The 15,631-nt window shown below is 70.7% G+C and carries 14 protein-coding genes and 1 tRNA gene; 10 read left to right on the top strand and 5 right to left on the bottom strand.

The window, feature by feature from the left end:
* The 8 genes from GQQ95_RS09455 to GQQ95_RS09420 all read left to right on the top strand — a co-directional run bounded on the left by GQQ95_RS09455 (nt 1) and on the right by GQQ95_RS09420 (nt 7,701).
* On the top strand, nt 1–492 hold the full coding sequence (locus tag GQQ95_RS09455) for an acyltransferase (RefSeq protein WP_170297029.1): 492 nt from the start codon (nt 1–3) through the stop codon (nt 490–492).
* A gap of 13 nt (nt 493–505) precedes the next feature.
* Nucleotides 506–1,480: a glycosyltransferase family 2 protein gene (locus GQQ95_RS09450; protein ID WP_157427418.1), complete on the top strand. Its 975-nt coding sequence runs from the start codon at nt 506–508 to the stop codon at nt 1,478–1,480.
* Between the two features lie 155 nt (nt 1,481–1,635).
* On the top strand, nt 1,636–2,625 hold the full coding sequence (locus GQQ95_RS09445; RefSeq protein WP_157427417.1) for a glycosyltransferase: 990 nt from the start codon (nt 1,636–1,638) through the stop codon (nt 2,623–2,625).
* Nucleotides 2,622–3,758, top strand: a complete 1,137-nt coding sequence (locus GQQ95_RS09440) for a hypothetical protein (protein ID WP_157427416.1) — start codon at nt 2,622–2,624, stop codon at nt 3,756–3,758. The genes GQQ95_RS09445 and GQQ95_RS09440 overlap by 4 nt, the downstream gene beginning before the upstream one ends.
* Nucleotides 3,755–4,840, top strand: coding sequence for a glycosyltransferase family 4 protein (locus GQQ95_RS09435; protein ID WP_157427415.1), 1,086 nt, complete (start codon nt 3,755–3,757; stop codon nt 4,838–4,840). The genes GQQ95_RS09440 and GQQ95_RS09435 overlap by 4 nt, the downstream gene beginning before the upstream one ends.
* A 16-nt stretch (nt 4,841–4,856) precedes the next feature.
* Nucleotides 4,857–5,984 (top strand): acyltransferase family protein, encoded by a 1,128-nt coding sequence (locus tag GQQ95_RS09430; RefSeq protein WP_157427414.1) that lies wholly within the window; start codon nt 4,857–4,859, stop codon nt 5,982–5,984.
* Nucleotides 5,981–7,084, top strand: coding sequence for an acyltransferase family protein (locus tag GQQ95_RS09425; protein ID WP_157427413.1), 1,104 nt, complete (start codon nt 5,981–5,983; stop codon nt 7,082–7,084). The genes GQQ95_RS09430 and GQQ95_RS09425 overlap by 4 nt, the downstream gene beginning before the upstream one ends.
* A 35-nt stretch (nt 7,085–7,119) precedes the next feature.
* Nucleotides 7,120–7,701: a YdcF family protein gene (locus GQQ95_RS09420; RefSeq protein WP_170297028.1), complete on the top strand. Its 582-nt coding sequence runs from the start codon at nt 7,120–7,122 to the stop codon at nt 7,699–7,701.
* A 13-nt stretch (nt 7,702–7,714) separates the two neighbouring features.
* Here the strand turns inward: GQQ95_RS09420 and GQQ95_RS09415 are convergent, their stop codons facing one another.
* From GQQ95_RS09415 to GQQ95_RS09400, 4 genes are all read right to left on the bottom strand, one after another.
* Nucleotides 7,715–9,361, bottom strand: coding sequence for a pectate lyase family protein (locus tag GQQ95_RS09415; protein WP_157427411.1), 1,647 nt, complete (start codon nt 9,359–9,361; stop codon nt 7,715–7,717).
* Nucleotides 9,358–10,848, bottom strand: coding sequence for a hypothetical protein (locus GQQ95_RS09410; protein WP_157427410.1), 1,491 nt, complete (start codon nt 10,846–10,848; stop codon nt 9,358–9,360). The genes GQQ95_RS09415 and GQQ95_RS09410 overlap by 4 nt, the downstream gene beginning before the upstream one ends.
* A 19-nt stretch (nt 10,849–10,867) precedes the next feature.
* Complete coding sequence (locus GQQ95_RS09405; RefSeq protein ID WP_281352028.1) at nt 10,868–12,250, bottom strand: tyrosine-protein kinase domain-containing protein; 1,383 nt, start codon at nt 12,248–12,250, stop codon at nt 10,868–10,870.
* Nucleotides 12,251–12,363: 113 nt separating this feature from the next.
* Nucleotides 12,364–13,284, bottom strand: a complete 921-nt coding sequence (locus tag GQQ95_RS09400) for an alpha/beta hydrolase (protein ID WP_170297027.1) — start codon at nt 13,282–13,284, stop codon at nt 12,364–12,366.
* A gap of 388 nt (nt 13,285–13,672) precedes the next feature.
* Between GQQ95_RS09400 and GQQ95_RS09395 the strand changes: the two genes are divergently transcribed.
* Both GQQ95_RS09395 and GQQ95_RS09390 read left to right on the top strand, forming a co-directional pair.
* The gene (locus GQQ95_RS09395; protein ID WP_246205341.1) at nt 13,673–15,058 is read left to right on the top strand and encodes a sugar transferase; all 1,386 of its coding nucleotides are present in this window, start codon (nt 13,673–13,675) and stop codon (nt 15,056–15,058) included.
* Nucleotides 15,059–15,173: 115 nt separating this feature from the next.
* Nucleotides 15,174–15,338 carry a hypothetical protein gene (locus GQQ95_RS09390; protein ID WP_157427406.1) on the top strand — a complete coding sequence of 55 codons (165 nt, stop codon included), beginning with the start codon at nt 15,174–15,176 and terminating at the stop codon, nt 15,336–15,338.
* A 210-nt stretch (nt 15,339–15,548) separates the two neighbouring features.
* On the opposite strand, the gene GQQ95_RS09385 is transcribed toward GQQ95_RS09390, so the two are convergent.
* Nucleotides 15,549–15,622: transfer RNA gene (locus GQQ95_RS09385), tRNA-Pro, on the bottom strand.
* Between the last annotated feature and the right edge of the window lie 9 nt (nt 15,623–15,631).

Below are 15,631 nucleotides of genomic sequence, written 5' to 3'. Positions count from 1 at the left end.
GTGGCGGGTCGCGCAGCCGCGGCATTCGCCTCCCTCGTCGGCGGGAGCCCGATCTGGTCCGATGCCGTGCGCCGGAGGATCCTGCGGTTCTCCGGAGTCCGGCTGGCCGGCAACGCGCGGATCCAGCCCTACGTGCGCTTCGTCGGGTCGCCCAGCCGCCTGAACGTGAAGTCCGGTGCCTTCATCAACGTCGGGCTGCTCGTCGGCGGCAACGCCGACGTGGTCGTCGAGGAACGCGCCTCGATCGGCCCGAACGTGCAACTCATCCCGACGACGCACGAGGTCGGGAAGCATGAGCAGCGCGCGGGGGCGACGACGAGCGCCCCCATCAGGATCGGCCGCGGCAGCTGGGTCGGCGCCGGGGTCATCGTGCTCGGCGGCGTCGACATCGGCGACGGCTGCGTGATCGCGGCGGGCTCCGTCGTGACCCGCGACTGCGAGCCCGACGGGCTCTACGGCGGCACCCCCGCCAAGCTGCTGCGCACGCTCTGATCGAGAGGAACGCATGTCACCCCGAGTCAGCATCATCGTGCCGGTGTACAACGCGGCCGACTTCATCGCCTCGGCCCTCGAGCACACCCGCACGCAGACGTTCGAGGACATCGAGATCGTCATCGTCGACGACGGCTCGCGGGACGACACCGCGGCGCTCGCCGAGGCCTTCACGCGCACCGAACCCAGGGCGCGCCTCATCCGCATGCCCGAGAACGGGGGAGTGGCCCGCGCCCGCAGGCGGGCCGTCGAGGAGAGCCGCGGCGAGTACCTCTGGTTCATCGACGCCGACGACGGATGGAACGAGCGGGCGCTCCTGCACCTGGTGGCCGCGGCGGATGCCGGGCCCTTCGACGTCGTGGTCGCCGGCGCTCGCTTCGTCTACGACGGTGGAACGTCCACCCGGCCCATCCCGGTGCCGGACTCGCCGCCCGTCGACAACGTCGGCGCCATGTCGATGCTCCTCTCGGGCCGGATCACCGGGCACCTGTGGAACAAGCTGTTCCGCCGCGACCTGATGCAGCAGATCGCCCTCGTGCCCGCGCGCGTGCATTCCGACCTCGCCATGGTGGCGGACGCCCTCTCCCGGGCGGGATCGGTGGCATTCCTCGACACGAACGTCTACGACTACCGGCTCCGCAGCGGATCCATCATCACGTCGGGCAGCCGGCGTGCGGAATCGCTCGCCCTGGTCGGCGACGCGGTGACGGCCGCGGCGAGGCGGGCCTCGCCGAGCCTCGTCGAGGGCGAGGACCATCGCTACTTCGTGTGCCGCTACATCGTGCTCTCGGGTACGAAGGACGCGGTGCTGGCGCCCTACGAGCCGGCGGAGGGCCGCCGACTCTACGAGGGCATGCGCAGCCGCATCACGAACCGCGACCTGCTCGTCCTGGCCCGACGTCGCGACCTCCGCCGCCTGGCGCTGGCCACCTCCGCGCGCTGGTCGAAGCCCGTCTACCGGCGTCTGCTGCAGCTCGCCGAACGCTGACCCGGGGCCGGCGGAGCGCACGCATGAAGTCTGGGTTACGTCTCTGTAAACCGCGAGACGGCCGCTGAAGGCCCGGGTTAGTCTCATCGCGAGAAGGCCACCGCCGTCTTTCGATTCCGAATCAAGATCTCGAAATCGTGAGCAGGGGGACGTCCATGGCTTCATCATCCGGAGAAGGTCGCGCAGGCCGAAAGCTCGTCCTGGCCGCGTCGACCGGCGGTCACCTGGTCGAACTCGTCCGGCAGTTGCCGTTCCTCGCGGCATCCGACGACTCGCTCTTCATCACGTTCCGCACGCCCCAGAGCGAATCGCTGCTCGCCGGGCGTCGTGTGCTCTACGTGCCCTACGTCCGGCCCCGCGACTACGTCGGCGTCGTCCGTGCGGTGGGCATCGTGAACCGGGCGCTGGGGGCCGAACGCTTCGACGGAGCCGTCAGCACGGGGGCCGCGATCGCCCTGTCGGTGCTGCCGGTCGCCCGCATGCGCGGCATGCCGGCGACCTACATCGAGAGTGTGTGCCGCGTCGACGGGCCCTCGACCACCGGTCGGGTGCTCCAGGCGGTGCCGTCCATCTCGCTCCGGACCCAGCACGAGTCCTGGTCTGGCCGACGTTGGCGCAGCCAGCCGAGCGTGCTCGCGACGTACGCCTCGGCGCCGCGCGACGTGCCGACCGACACCCAGCGGCTGTTCGTCACCCTCGGCACCATCGAGGGCTACCGGTTCGACTCGGTGATCGACGCGGTGCTGGCCAGCGGCTCGGCGAACGAGAACACCGTGTGGCAACTCGGTTCCACCACCCGGCGCGACCTGCCGGGGCGGGTCTTCGGCCAGATCGCGCCGCACGAGTTCGAGCAGTACGCGCGCGAGGCGGGCGTCGTCATCACCCATGCCGGTGTCGGCACGCTCATCGGGCTGCTCGGCAACGGCATCCACCCGGTCATGGTGCCACGACGGATGCACCGTGACGAGCACGTCGACGACCACCAGCTGCAGATCGCCGAGCTCGTGAACCGCCTCGGCGTCGGCCACGCCGTCGAGGTCGACCGCCTCGATGCCGAGGCCATCCGCTTCGCCGCAGAACGACGCATCGTGGACTACGCGATGCCGCCCACCACCGCCGACGAGAAGGACCTCGAACCCGCATGAACAAGATCTTCGCCGTCGGCCGTGGGCAGTACGAGAACGTGGGGGACATCATCCTCCGGCGTCCCCTGCTCGACTGGGTGCGTCCGCTGGGCCAGCTCCACGTCTACGTCGGCCATTCGCCCGCGGGGTACGACGAGGGACTCGGGCTCGCGCCCGACGACGTCGTCTACCGGTCCTTCACGTCCTGGTACCGCGCGGCCATGGCCGCAGCCGTGGCCGGCGAGGCGTCCTACGTCTTCAAGCCGGGCGAGATCCAGTTGACCCTCATCGGCATGAAGGAGCACGTCTCCATGCTCCCGCTGCTCGCGACGATCCGCCTCCGAGGCGGTCGCGCGGTCCGCGCCGGGGTCGGCACCCGCAACTACGCGCCCGTCCCCCGGGCCATCATGGGACCCTCGATCGCCCTGTCCGACCTCACGCTCTGGCGCGACGTCACGACGGCGGCCTACATGCGCCGCGGCGAGGCGATGCCCGACCTCGCGTTCGGCGAGGGCGCGCCCGACGACCTGCTCCCGGGCTTCGCGGCCGGTGACGGCGACCGCGACGTGATGGTCGTCTCCATGCGAGCGGATGACGCGGCACGTCCCTACCCGACCACGGAGTGGATCGAGGGCGTGCGGGGCTACGCCGAGCGCCACGGGCTCGAGATCTGGGCGGTCACGCAGGTGCAGGTCGACAACGAGACGAGCTATCGCCTCGCGCGCGACCTGGGCGGCCAGGTCCTCGCCTGGGACGAGCTCTCCGGCCACGACGTGCAGGAGGCCAAGCTCCGCGAGCTCTACCGGCGCACCGCGATCGCCCTCAGCGACCGCCTGCACGTGATCATCGCCGCGTTCACCGAGGGCGCGATCCCGGTGGGGTCGCTCGTCGACGCCTCCGACAAGATCGAACGCCACTTCGCGACGATCGGGATCACCGACATCACCCTGGCGACCCGCGACATGTCGGCCGAGCAGATCGTGACCGCGCTCGAATCGATCGCCGCCCGCCGCGAGGACATGTTCGAGCGGCTCGGCGACGCCCGGGCGCGGCTCGTCGAGCGGCGGATGCAGGTCCAGGAGACGCTGCGCGGCGCGGCATCCGCCGGGCTTCCGGTCGATGCCGCAGCTCCGACGGAGATGGCGCTCCCGTGAGCGCGGCCACCGCAGCCTCGACCGCCTCGCGGCCGATCGTGCACCACCTCGGCCGCGGCGGGGAGGTCGCCGGCGGCATGACCCAGGTCGTGAACGGCTACCTCGAATGGCCGTTCGAGCACGTCGACACCCGGGTCATCGTCACCAGGGGCGACCCCGGCGACTCGGTCGCGGCGGCCCGTCTCGCGGCGAGGGCCGCGGTCCAGATCTCGGGCATGCGACGCTCGACGCCGCAGGTCATCGTGGGCCATCTCTCCGAGGGCGGGTCGTTCCTGCGCGAGGGGTCGCTGCTGCGCATGGCGAAGGCTCGCGGCATCCCCACGATCGCGCACCTGCACGGGAGCTCCTTCGCGGAGTTCGCCGACCGCAGGCCCGGCGTGGTCGGCGGCGTGCTGCGCGCCTCGGACCGGGTCATCTCGCTGTCGGAGGAGAGCTCGGAGGTGGCGGCCCGCTTCGTGGAGCGCGAGCGCATCGAACTGGTGCCCAACGCGATCGCCGGCAGCCTGCCGAGCGCGAAGCAGCCGATCGTCGCGTTCGGCGGCGTCGTCGGGTACCGCAAGGGCATCGACGTCCTGCAGCGGGCCTGGGCCGACCTCGGTGCCGCGAAGCGCGGCTGGCGGCTCGTCATCGCCGGGCCCATTCGCGACGAGCACCTCGTCGACCGCGATGCCGAGGGCGTCGAGTTCGTCGGCTCGCTGCCGCACGACGAGCTCATGACGCTCCTCGACACGTCCCTCGTGGCCGTGCTGCCCTCCCGCGAGGAGGCGATGCCGATGTTCATCCTCGAGGCCCTCGCCCGACGCTGCTGCGTGATCTCCACCGACGTGGGCGGCATCGAGGCGGTGCTCCGCGACGGCGCCGGCGTCGTCGTGCCGCCCGGAGACGCCGACGCGCTCGCGGCGGCGCTCCGGTCGGTGCTCGGCGACCCCGAGCGGCTCGACGCCATCGCCGCCGAGGGCTCGCGGGTCTTCGAGGAGCGGTTCTCGGCGAGCGCCGTCTTCCCGCGCGTGGAGTCCCTGTGGCTCGACGCGATCAACGGCCGCCGGACGCGATCACTCGTGTCCGGCAGTACCGCAGTGTGATCGAAGGAGGGGACCGATGACCACGGAGACGCCGCGACGAGGGCTCATCGCGCCCGATACCGGCAAGCGCGCCTGGGTCGACTTCGCCAAGGGCGCGGCCATCGTGATGGTGGTCTACTACCACACGGCCCTCTACCTGCAGGCGGCCGGCATCGCCGGTGCGCCGTGGCTGGTGAAGGCACCCCTCGAGCTGTTCCCGATGCCCGCGTTCTTCCTGATCGCGGGGCTCTTCGGCAATCGGCTCGGCACGTGGGGCTTCGCTGACCTGTGGCGGCGCCGGCTCCTGCCGCTGCTGTACCTGTACGTGCTGTGGTCGGTGATCCGGTTCGTGTTCTACCTCGTCGTCCCCGGGGTGAACGGCGAGCTCGGGGAGTTCCCGGCCACGAACCCCATCGGCCTGCTGCTCATCGCGGTCTGGCCCAGCAGCAGCTACTGGTTCATCTACGCGCTCTTCCTCTTCACCCTCGGCGTGTGGCTGCTCCGGAAGGTTCCGCCCGCCCTGCAGATCGGTGCGGCCGCGGTGCTCTCGGCGCTGGTCACCTCGGGCATCCTCGACACCAACAACATCGGCTGGAACCGCGTGGGCGGCCTCTTCGTCTTCTTCGTCGTCGGCGCGCTGTACTCGAGGAAGCTCTTCGAGCTGGTGAACCGGGCGCGACCGTGGATGCTGCTCGTGGCGTTCCTGGCCTTCGCCGGAATCGTCGCGGGCCTGATCCTCTTCGGCCTGCGCGCCGTGCCCGGCGGCGTCCTGCTCGGACAGGTCGCCGCGGTGATCTTCGGCATCCTCCTGTCCACCTACCTGGTGCGGGTGCGCCCCCTCGGGTTCGTGTCCACGCTCGGCGCGGCCAGCCTGCAGATCTACCTCTTCCACCTGTACGTCATCGTGGTGATCTCCGCGATCATCGCGGCGATCGGCATCGACGTGCCGAGGTGGGTCGGCATCCTCGTCCAGCTCGCGGTGATGGCGGTCGCGATCGCGACATCCGTCCTGCTGACCAGGCTCACCTCGCGCGCCCGCTGGCTCTACGTGCCGCCGACCTGGATGACCCGTCGACGTGGCTCGCGCGTGGCCGGGACGGCCGGATACCGCTCCGGTCGACCGGTCACGGCCGCGCCCGCGCGACCCACCGGGGACACCCCGTGACGGCCGTCGGCACCGCGGCGTCCCCGCGGACCGCGATCCGCCGCGACCTCGCCATCGAGTCGCTCCGCGGTCTCGCGATCGTGCTGATGGTCGCCGGCCACGTCATCGGAGGCGACGCCACGCGCGGCATGACCGTCGCCGACGACTCCCCGTGGCGCCTGTCCTACGTGTTCCTCGAGGACATCCGGATGCCGCTCTTCGCCGCCCTCTCCGGGTTCGTCTACGCGTTCCGCCCGGTCTCGACGAGCCCGGGCTACGGACGCATGGTCACCGGCAAGGTCCGCCGGCTCCTCGTGCCATTGGTGACCGTCGGTACCGCGTTCTTCCTGTTGCAGTCGATGGTGCCCGGCACGAACGGGGCCGGGGCTCCGAGCGAGATCTGGCGCGTCTACGTGTACGGCACCGGCCACTTCTGGTTCCTCCAGGCCATCTTCCTCATCTTCCTCGCGGTCGGCCTGCTCGACCTCTGGGGACTGCTCCGCACGCGACGCAACTGGATCATCGCGGTGGCGGCGACCTCCGTGCTCTACGTCCTCGTGCTGCTGCCCGACGCCTGGGACGTGTTCAGCGTCAACGGCGCCATCCGACTGCTGCCCTTCTTCCTCCTCGGCTACGGCGTGCACCGCTACGTCCCCAACCCGGCGCCCGCCGGGATCATCCTTCCGGTCGCGGTCGTCTTCGTCGGGGCCTACGTGCTCCGTGTCCTCGAGATCGTCGGTGCGGTGGACCCGGCGGATGCCGCGGAGCGGGCCTCGAGGATCGCGGTGGGCCTCGCCGCGACGCTGCTCCTCCTCCTCGTTCGCAACTGGATACGCGTGGGCTTCCTGGCCTGGCTCGGACAGTTCGCCTTCGCGATCTACCTGCTCCACGTCTTCGGGTCCGCGGCGGCTCGCCTGGCGCTCGGCCGGTTCGGCATCGACGGCGAACTCCCGGTGTTCGTGGTCTGCATGGTCGCCGCGCTCGGCCTGCCGATCCTGTTCGAGGTGACCCTCGGGCGCATCCGGTGGGTGAGCTGGGCGTTCCTCGGCCAGAAGCCGTGGCGGGCGCGCTCGAGCGCGCCCGGTGACCCGGCGGCCGGCCGCGTGCGGGAGGGTGCGTGAGGGGTTCGGCGGCCGTGGCGCCGCCGCCCACTCGCGTGAGCGTGCGAGCCACGGGCAACCCGGTCATCCGGCGTCGACTGCTCATCGCACTCGTCTCGCTCCTCGGGGCTGCGGCGCTCGTGGCCGGCATCGGGGCCCCCGTGTACGTCTTCCCGCCCGTCGCGGCCGTCCCGGAACGTGCCGACGCGGTCTTCATCCTCGGTCCCGCCCGTGCGGAGCGATTCGAGCTCGCCAGGCAGCTGATCGATGACGGAGTGGTCGACCGGATGGTCGTGTCCGTCCCGGCCGACGTCCTCGAGTCTCCCCGGGAGACGGGGCGATACCGCAACTGCAACCTCCCGGGCGGCGACGTCACGTGCGTGGACGCGGAACCGTCGACGACGCGGGGCGAGGCCCGGATGCTCGCCTCCCTCGCCGCGGAGCAGGGGTGGGAGCGCGTCATCGTCATCACGCGGACGCCGCACATCGTCCGGACGCGCGTGCTGTTCGACCGGTGCTTCGACGGCGACCTCGCGGTCATCGATTCGCGTGAGCCGATCACCCTCGCCGGATGGGCGAGGGAGTACGCCTACCAGACCGCCGCGTTCGCGAAGGTGCTGACGACCACGGAGTGCTGAGGCCCGGCCGTCGTCAGGAGACGGACGGGATCCCGGAGGTCTGCCAGGCGTACCCGCTGATCCGGGCACCGGTGTCGAGGAGCGAGATCTCGGGGCGACCGCAGGGCACGCTCACGAAGGCCTGGGGCGAGGTGGAGGTGGTGGTCGCGAACCGCCAGATGAGAAGCTCGCAGGGAGCTGCGTCGGCCGTGACGCTCAGCCGCACCGAGCCCCGGGTGGAGACCACTGCGCTCGCCCGGGCCGAGGCCGCGCTGCGGTTGCCGGTGACGTTGCGGGTCGCGACCCGGTAGGACGGACGCGTGCCGGCGGCGATCGACGCGCCGGTGACCTCGGTCGCACCGCTCAGCGCCTCGACGGCCGGCACGGGCGGTGCGGCGGACGCGTGCCCGCGATCGCCGTCGAGCCCGATGACCCGCCACGCGCCGCCCCGGCGTTCGATCGAGAAGGAGCCGCTCGCCACGGCCGCGTTCGACGCCGCGAGCGCCGTGCCGAGGTCGCCGTCGCCCGAGATGCGCGGCCCCGCGGTCGCCGTCCACACGCCGGCCGTGCCGGCGGTCACGTGCTGGACCGAGAGGTCGTGCGCCGTCACGCGCGTGTTCGGCATGGCGCCGGTGATGCCGATGAAGGAGCCGAACGTCTGGTCGCCGGAGTTCGGGTAGCGCATCTCCATGCAGTGCTCGAGCGTGAGCTCGGAGTGGGACTCCCCGCTCGAGTCGTCGATCGAGATCGAGGGATGGACCGCGGCATCCGTCGTCCTCGGGGTGTAGAAGATCGACGTGTCGACGTGCACGTGCGAGTTGCGGATGACGAGCATCGGCCCCTTCGCGTTCTGGCCCTCCTCGTGGACCGCGCGGAGGTGGATGCCGGAGCACGCGTCGAGCTCGATCCGCCCGGAGACGATGGCGGTGAACTCGGCACCGCGGCAGTACTTGAGGCGGGCCAGCCCGACGGGGGAGTCCGCCTTGCAGCCCAGCATGAGCAGTCCGTCGCCGTTGGAGATCTGCTCGACGAGCACCGACCCCTCGGGTCCGCCCGACCGGTTGTAGCAGCCGATGAGGATGTTGCCGTCGCAGTAGTCGGTCCACGAGAGCATGGCGCGAACGCCGTACTGCACGACGTTCTCGAGGCGCACGGCGGTGCGGTTGCAGAAGATCAGCCCCACGTTCGCGCCGCCTCCCGAGACCGCGCCGTCGCTGAGCACGAGGCTGACGATCGCCCCGACCGAGGTGCCGGTCGCACGATTGGCCTGCGTCACCGCGACGGCGCCCGCGGCCGGGCTCCACGCCTGTCGCCTCGTGTTCGGGTAGAACGCCCACTTCGTCGTCTTGTCGCGCCAGAATGCGTCGGTGCGCGGGAGGCCGGGGCCGAGCGCGAAGGTGGCCCCGTTCATCTGGAGCGTGAAGAGGGCGTACGGGTCCGAGCGATCGAGGAAGATCGGGCTGTTGAGCAGGTACGTCCTGCCCGCCTCGAGGGCGAGGCCCGTGCCGCCTGCATCGTACGCGGCTTGGATCGCGGGGGAGTCGTTCGTCGTTCCGTCACCGACGAGGCCGGCGTCGGCCGCGTTCACGAGCGGGAGGATCCCGGCCGTGCCGGCGCCGGAGGCGAAGGCCGAAGCGCCGAGCGCGGTGGCGGTGAGGAAGGCCCTGCGCGTGGAGCTCATGCGAGCGACTCCACCCGGGGCGCCACGGACGGCGACGGTGCGGGCGGCTCGGCATGCCGCTCGCGCAGCCCCGACCGATGCGCCTGATCGCGGAACGAGGCGATCACGCCCGCGGCGGCGAACGCGAACGGGAAGGCCGGGGCGGACACGAACACCGGGGCGCCGACCGACTCGACGATGATGAGGAAGAGCCAGGCGATGCCCGCGACGCGAAGCCAGCGGACGAGCCGGTGCTCGTCGGCCGAGGTCCGTCGCACGAGCGAGACGAAGACCGCGATGATGCCGATGGCGAAGCACGCGGCTCCGAACCACCCCGTCTCGCCCAGGATCGCGGGCCACTGCGTGTCATTCAGGAACATACCGTCCTCGCCCCGTCCGAGTCCGTACACGTCCTCGAAACCGAGGTTCACGTACTCGGGACTGTAGTACAGCGAGGCGTAGAAGCTCCCGTACCTGCCGAAGCCGGCTCCCCACGGGAAGTGGTCCGCGGCCACCTGGAGCGAACCGGTCGTGATCAGCGACCGGGCGGACTCCTGAACGATGTAGATCTCGACGTCTCCGCCGACCAGTTCGAAGAGCGGGGGCGCCACGAGCATGGCGACGAGCGGACCGAAGGCGAGGATCGCGAGGTAGCGGACCGGTCCGCCGTACCGGAGCAGCAGGAGGCCCATGGTGCTCAGCAGGCTCACGATCGACTTCACCTGGAACGTCAGCAACGCCATCGCGCTCGAGAGCCCGAGCAGGACCGCGCTCACCCAGGTCCGGCGCACGAGCAGGCGATAACTGAGCACGCCGACGGCGAGGATCGAACTCAGGCGACCGAACGCGGCCGGATGCTGGAACGGGCCCTGGAGGGCCGGGATGCCGTTCACGATGGCGAACGGCGGACGGTTGGCGACCAACTGGGACCACGGACCGGGCGCCACCAGGTTCGCCACCGCGGTGACGACGAGCACGCCGCCGGCGATCGCCCCCAGCCGCACGAGCACCTTCACGTCCTCGACGTTCCACCGCAGCTGCGCCAGGGCGAACGCGAACACGAGCCCCTTCACGGCGAGGAACATCGCCTGGACGCTCGTGGAGATCGAGACCGAGCCGATGACGGCGCTCAGCATGCCGATGACGATGAACGCGAGGAACCACCACATGCCGGGCAGCGCGACGAGGCGGCGTTCCGTGACCAGTCGCCGCGTGCTGAACGCCACGAGGGCGAGCATGATGACCGCCTCGTCGGCCAGGCTGCCGCCGCTGCCGAGGAAGGTCTGCGCCAGCGTCGAGAGGATGATCGTGCACAGCGCCGCGAACGCGAACGCCTTCGGCATGAACGCGGCGAGCGCGACGAGCACGAACCCGCCGACCACGACCGCGATGAGCGGCGGGGCGATGAGCATCAGGGGCGTCGCGGCCGCGGCGACCAGCGCCCCGACGCCCGCCCACACGGCCGTCGTCGCGCCGACGCCGAGCGTGCGCCGAGGGCGTCGCGTCATCGTGGAGCCTCCGGCCCGATCAGTCGATCGCATCCGCACCGCGGGTCGGTGCGGCATCCAGGACGATGCCCGCGAGCGGTGCCCCGAGATCCGACAACGACTGGACCGACTGCTGGACATCGGCGATGCGGGACCGTCCCGCGCGGACGACGATCACGTAGGCCGAGGCATGCGCGGCCAGCGCGGCGCCGTCGGCCACGGGGAGCAGTGGCCCGGCATCGACCAGGACGATGTCCGACGTGCTGCGCGCTCGATCGAGCACGGCGCCGAGCTCGTCGGATTCCAGCATCTCGCTGAAGTCGCCCCCGAGCGCCGATGTCGGGATGAGGGTGAGGTTCGGCGCCACCGTGGTGGTGGCCACGGCGGTTGCGGTGGCCGTCGCGGTGCCGTTGCCCCCGCCCGCGCCGGCGCCGATGCCCGAGTCGCCCGTGAGTCGGTCGGCTAGCCCGCCGGCCGGATCGACGGCGAAGGCCTTCGCGAGCGCGGGTGCCCTGAGGTTGCCGTCCACCAGCGTGACGCGGCGGCCGGCCTCGGCCAGCGAGAGCGCGAGGTTGGCCGCCACCGTGGACTTGCCGTCGCCGTACTCCGGTGACGAGAGCACGATGACCGGCGCGCCGGCGCCCGTGCCGGCGGTCGACGCGACCGGCACGCGCTGTCGCAGGAGGCGGAAGGACTCGGCGAACGCGCTGAGCGGCTTCGCCGTGAACAACAGCGGGAGGGAGCGCAGCGAACGATCGCGTGGGATCGCGGCGAGGAGCGCGACGTCCGTGGCCTTGCGGAGGTCCCGCACGCCCCGGATGCGTCGGTTGAGGCTCTCCCGCAGGACGACGACGATGAACGCGATCGCCAGCCCGGCTGCCAGGGCGACCAGCGTGTTCACGAGCGGCGCACCGGTGACCGGCAGGTCGGCCAGCGGCGGCTCCTGCAGCACGGTCGGCTTCAGCGGGACCGCACTCTGCAGGCCCTTCTCGGGATCCTCGATCGTCGCGAGGAGACTGTCCATCACGGCGTCGGCCAGTTCGACGGCCTCCTGCGGCGAATCGGCGGTCGCGGCGACGAACATCACCGGCGACTCCTCCGTGATGCCCGCCGAGACCCGCTCGGCGAGGTCGGAGGGCGTCTCGTCGAGCGCGAGGGCGTCGATCGCGGGCTGCAGGACCAGCGGCGTCACGGCGACCTGCGAGTAGAGCGCCGTCATCTGGATGGCCACGGTGTTGCCCTGCACCACCTCTTGCGTGCTCGTCGCCTCGGCGGTCGGCGTGAAGAGCAGCTCTCCCGCGGTCTGGTACTGGGGCTTCACCGATGCCGAGTACAGGACGCCTGCGGCGAGCGCGGCGAGCAGGATGGCGACGATGACGACCCAGTTCCGCCTGATCGTTCGCATGCTGTCATGGAGTTCCACTCGGTCCCCTTTGTGTTGTCGGTCGGCTTCGTGTCACGGCTGATGGGGTCACTCGGATGGAGTGCCGGAGGGCGGCATCCGGCTTCGCGGCCCGATGCGAGACGAGCGGCGGCTCATCCGAGCGCCTCCGTGAAGAACTCGAGCAAGGCATCGCTGACCGCAGGCGCCAGCAGGCTCACCCCATGGGCGCCGGTGCGACCGATGATCACCTCGGAGCTCACTCCGGCGGAGTCGAGCGCCGCGTGCATGGCCTCCACCTGCTCGGCCGGGACGAGTTCGTCCTCGCCGTTCACCAGGAGCATCGGGGGATCCGTCGGATCGACGTGCAGCGCCGCCGATGCCTCGGCCGACTGCGGGCAGACGTCGGCCGCAGGGCTCTCGCAGTCGAGATAGGCGAGGATCATGCCGATCGCCTCCTCGGAGGGACGGCCGAGCGAGAGCGCCTCCTCGGTCATCAGCGAGACGCCCGAGAGGGAGGCCACCGCGGCGACGCGGGCACCCGTGTCCAGCGGACCGTCGCCGAGCGTGCCGACCTCCTGCGCGAGGATCGCCCCCGCCGAACTGCCGAGCACCCCGATGCGCTCCGGGTCGATGCCGAAGCGCTCGACCTGCGCATCCTCGCGGAGCCAGGTGATCGCCGACTGCACGTCCTGCACCTGACCCGGGTAGACGGTCGAGGGCACGAGCCGGTAGTCGATGGAGAACGCCGCGAATCCCGCCGTGGCGAAACGGGTGCACAACTCGCGCATGCCACCGGCGACGCGGTTTCCCTCGGTGAATCCGCCGCCGTGCAGCAGGACGACGGCGGGTGCCGGCTTCCCGCCGTCGGGGAGGCAGGCATCGAGGAGCAGTTCCTGGTCGCCCGCCGTCGCGAACGGAACCTTCTCCGTCACTGAGGCGTCGGAGTCGGCGTCAGCCGGTGCGATCGCGCATCCGCCCAGCAGGAGCAGCGATGCGCACGACAACGCGAGCATGGTGCGTCGGCCGAGCGCGATGCCCGGGCCGTGCGGGCGACGTGCTCCGGGTGATTGCATGGAATCCATCGGCGTCGCTCCCCTCGGTTGTGGTGCTCCCGAGGTGGCTCGCGAGCAGTGCTGCTCCGCGGCATCGCGTCCGTCCCGTCCATTCCATCGTCGCGACCATGCCGGGCGGTGACGGGCTCGTGTCGAACGTGTTAACTCTCGAACACGCGCCCGCGTCCGTCATCCGGCCCTGGATCGGGCCCGAACGTGACGGGTGTGTTAACTCTGCGTGAGATGCGTGACCGATCTCCGTCCTTGCTCATAGATTGAGGCCCAATCGAGGGAGACGCTCTTGACTCAAGCCATTGCAACGCAGATGGCGAGGAGTTCGAGGGGGACGCGGCAACTGACCTGGGCGCAACGCTACGGTCGGATGCTGGTCTCCACCGACCTTCTCGTCGTGACCGTAACCGTGTTCGCGGCACAGTACTTCGGGGGAGTGCGGGCGCCCGCTCGGGATGCCTCGCCATTCGAACTCGCCGCGCACATCCCGCCCACGTCCTCAGGACTGCTCGCGTTCGGCATGATCACGGTCTGGATGCTCGCGCTCAGCGTGTCGGGGAGCCGATCTCCTCGGGTCGTCGGCACCGGGGCGGCCGAATACCGCCGCGTCGTGCACGTGACGTTCGTCGTCTTCGGCACGGCGGGCCTGCTCGCGTACGTGCTCTCGATCGACGGACTGGAGTGGTTCCTCGCGATCGCGCTCGCCGTCGGTCTCGTCGGCCTCCTGGCCAACCGCTGGGCCTGGCGCAAGTGGCTCGCGCGGCGACGCCGAGACGGGCAGCTGTCGAGCCGGGTCCTGCTCGTCGGGTCCGAGTCGTCGATCGCGACCATCGCCCGGGACCTCGGCAAGAGCCCCGAGGCCGGGTTCAAGGTGGTCGGCGCCTGCACGCCGAGCGGCATCGTCAGCGGCACGATACCGGGAACAGACATCCCGATGTCCGGGTCGATGAACAACCTGATCGAGGCGCTGGACGCCGTCGGGGCCGACACCGTCGTGATCACGAGCTCGAACGAGCTCGCGGCCGACAAGGTCCGCGAGCTCAGCTGGAAGCTCGAGCCGGGACGCCACCACCTGGTCGTCGCACCGAGCCTCACCGACATCGGCGGACCGCGCCTGCACACGCGTCCGGTCGCCGGCCTCCCGCTGATCCACGTGGAGACGCCGCGGTACGACGGCGGCAAGCTCTACGCGAAGCGCCTGTTCGACATCATCCTCTCCGGCGCGCTCATCCTCTTCCTCTCCCCGGTGCTGCTCGGCATCGCGCTCATCGTCAGGCTCAGCACGCCCGGTTCGGTCATCTTCCGTCAGGACCGGATCGGCCGGCGGGGCGAGCACTTCGAGATGCTCAAGTTCCGGAGCATGTACGAGGACGCCGAGGCCAGGCTGGCCGACCTGGCGGCCCTCGACCGCGACGAGGGCAACTCGGTGATGTTCAAGATGAAGGACGACCCCAGGGTCACGCCGATCGGCCGCATCCTGCGTCGCTACAGCCTCGACGAACTGCCGCAGCTGTTCAACGTCTTCCTCGGCTCGATGTCGATCGTGGGTCCGCGACCGCCGCTCGAGCGCGAGGTCGAGCAGTATGCGCGGCACGTGCACCGCAGATTCCTCGTCAAGCCCGGCATCACCGGCCTCTGGCAGGTGAGCGGCCGGTCGAACCTCGATTGGGACGAGACCGTGCGCCTGGATCTCTTCTACGTCGAGAACTGGACGATGACGGGCGACCTGATCATCCTCTGGAAGACCTTCAGGGCGGTCGTCGGCAGCGACGGCGCCTACTGATGGCCGTGGGAGGGTTCTCCACAACTTCTCCGCGGCCGGAGCGGCCGGCGAGTATACTCGCCTCACCGTGACGACCCTTCGCGTCCCGGGTCCGGGACTCGAGGAGGAGTCGAAGATGGATCTGCTGCCATTCGTGTTCCTGGCCGCATGGGTGGCGGGCGCCTGCGTCCTGGCGGTCTTGCTCGGTCGCGTCATCCGCCGATCCCGACGAGACGAGCGTCCCGTCGTCGAGCCGCTGATGAACGTGCGCGTCAGCCACGACACGCGCAACGAGCGCTGACCTTCGCATCGGGTCCGGCTCGGCGACCTCGCCGATCGGTGTTGCGCGAGCGCCTCACCGTTCGTGCAGCTGCGCGCCGACGACGGCCGCCAACTCAGACGCATGCCCTCGCCGCAGATCGATGCGGCTGAGCAGGGCCGCTGGCCGATGGGCAGATCAATGCCCGGAAACGACGAAACCCCCTCCCGAAGGAGGGGGTTTCGCTGTGTGTCGGGGTGACAGGATTTGAACCTGCGACCTCGTCGTCCCGAACGACGCGCGCTACCAAGCTGCGCCACACCCCGGTGCCCTTG

The sequence above is a fragment of the Agromyces salentinus genome (assembly GCF_009749395.1).
Taxonomy (GTDB): domain Bacteria; phylum Actinomycetota; class Actinomycetes; order Actinomycetales; family Microbacteriaceae; genus Agromyces; species Agromyces salentinus.
Note: the sequence above shows the minus strand (reverse complement) of the source record. Positions and strands in the feature narration are given on the sequence as shown.

Coding starts and splice junctions, on each gene's coding strand:
- GQQ95_RS09450 (WP_157427418.1), top strand. CDS start 506: ATGTCACCCCGAGTCAGCATCATCGTGCCGGTGTACAACGCGGCCGAC.
- GQQ95_RS09445 (WP_157427417.1), top strand. CDS start 1,636: ATGGCTTCATCATCCGGAGAAGGTCGCGCAGGCCGAAAGCTCGTCCTG.
- GQQ95_RS09440 (WP_157427416.1), top strand. CDS start 2,622: ATGAACAAGATCTTCGCCGTCGGCCGTGGGCAGTACGAGAACGTGGGG.
- GQQ95_RS09430 (WP_157427414.1), top strand. CDS start 4,857: ATGACCACGGAGACGCCGCGACGAGGGCTCATCGCGCCCGATACCGGC.
- GQQ95_RS09415 (WP_157427411.1), bottom strand. CDS start 9,361: ATGAGCTCCACGCGCAGGGCCTTCCTCACCGCCACCGCGCTCGGCGCT.
- GQQ95_RS09410 (WP_157427410.1), bottom strand. CDS start 10,848: ATGACGCGACGCCCTCGGCGCACGCTCGGCGTCGGCGCGACGACGGCC.
- GQQ95_RS09400 (WP_170297027.1), bottom strand. CDS start 13,284: ATGCAATCACCCGGAGCACGTCGCCCGCACGGCCCGGGCATCGCGCTC.
- GQQ95_RS09390 (WP_157427406.1), top strand. CDS start 15,174: ATGGATCTGCTGCCATTCGTGTTCCTGGCCGCATGGGTGGCGGGCGCC.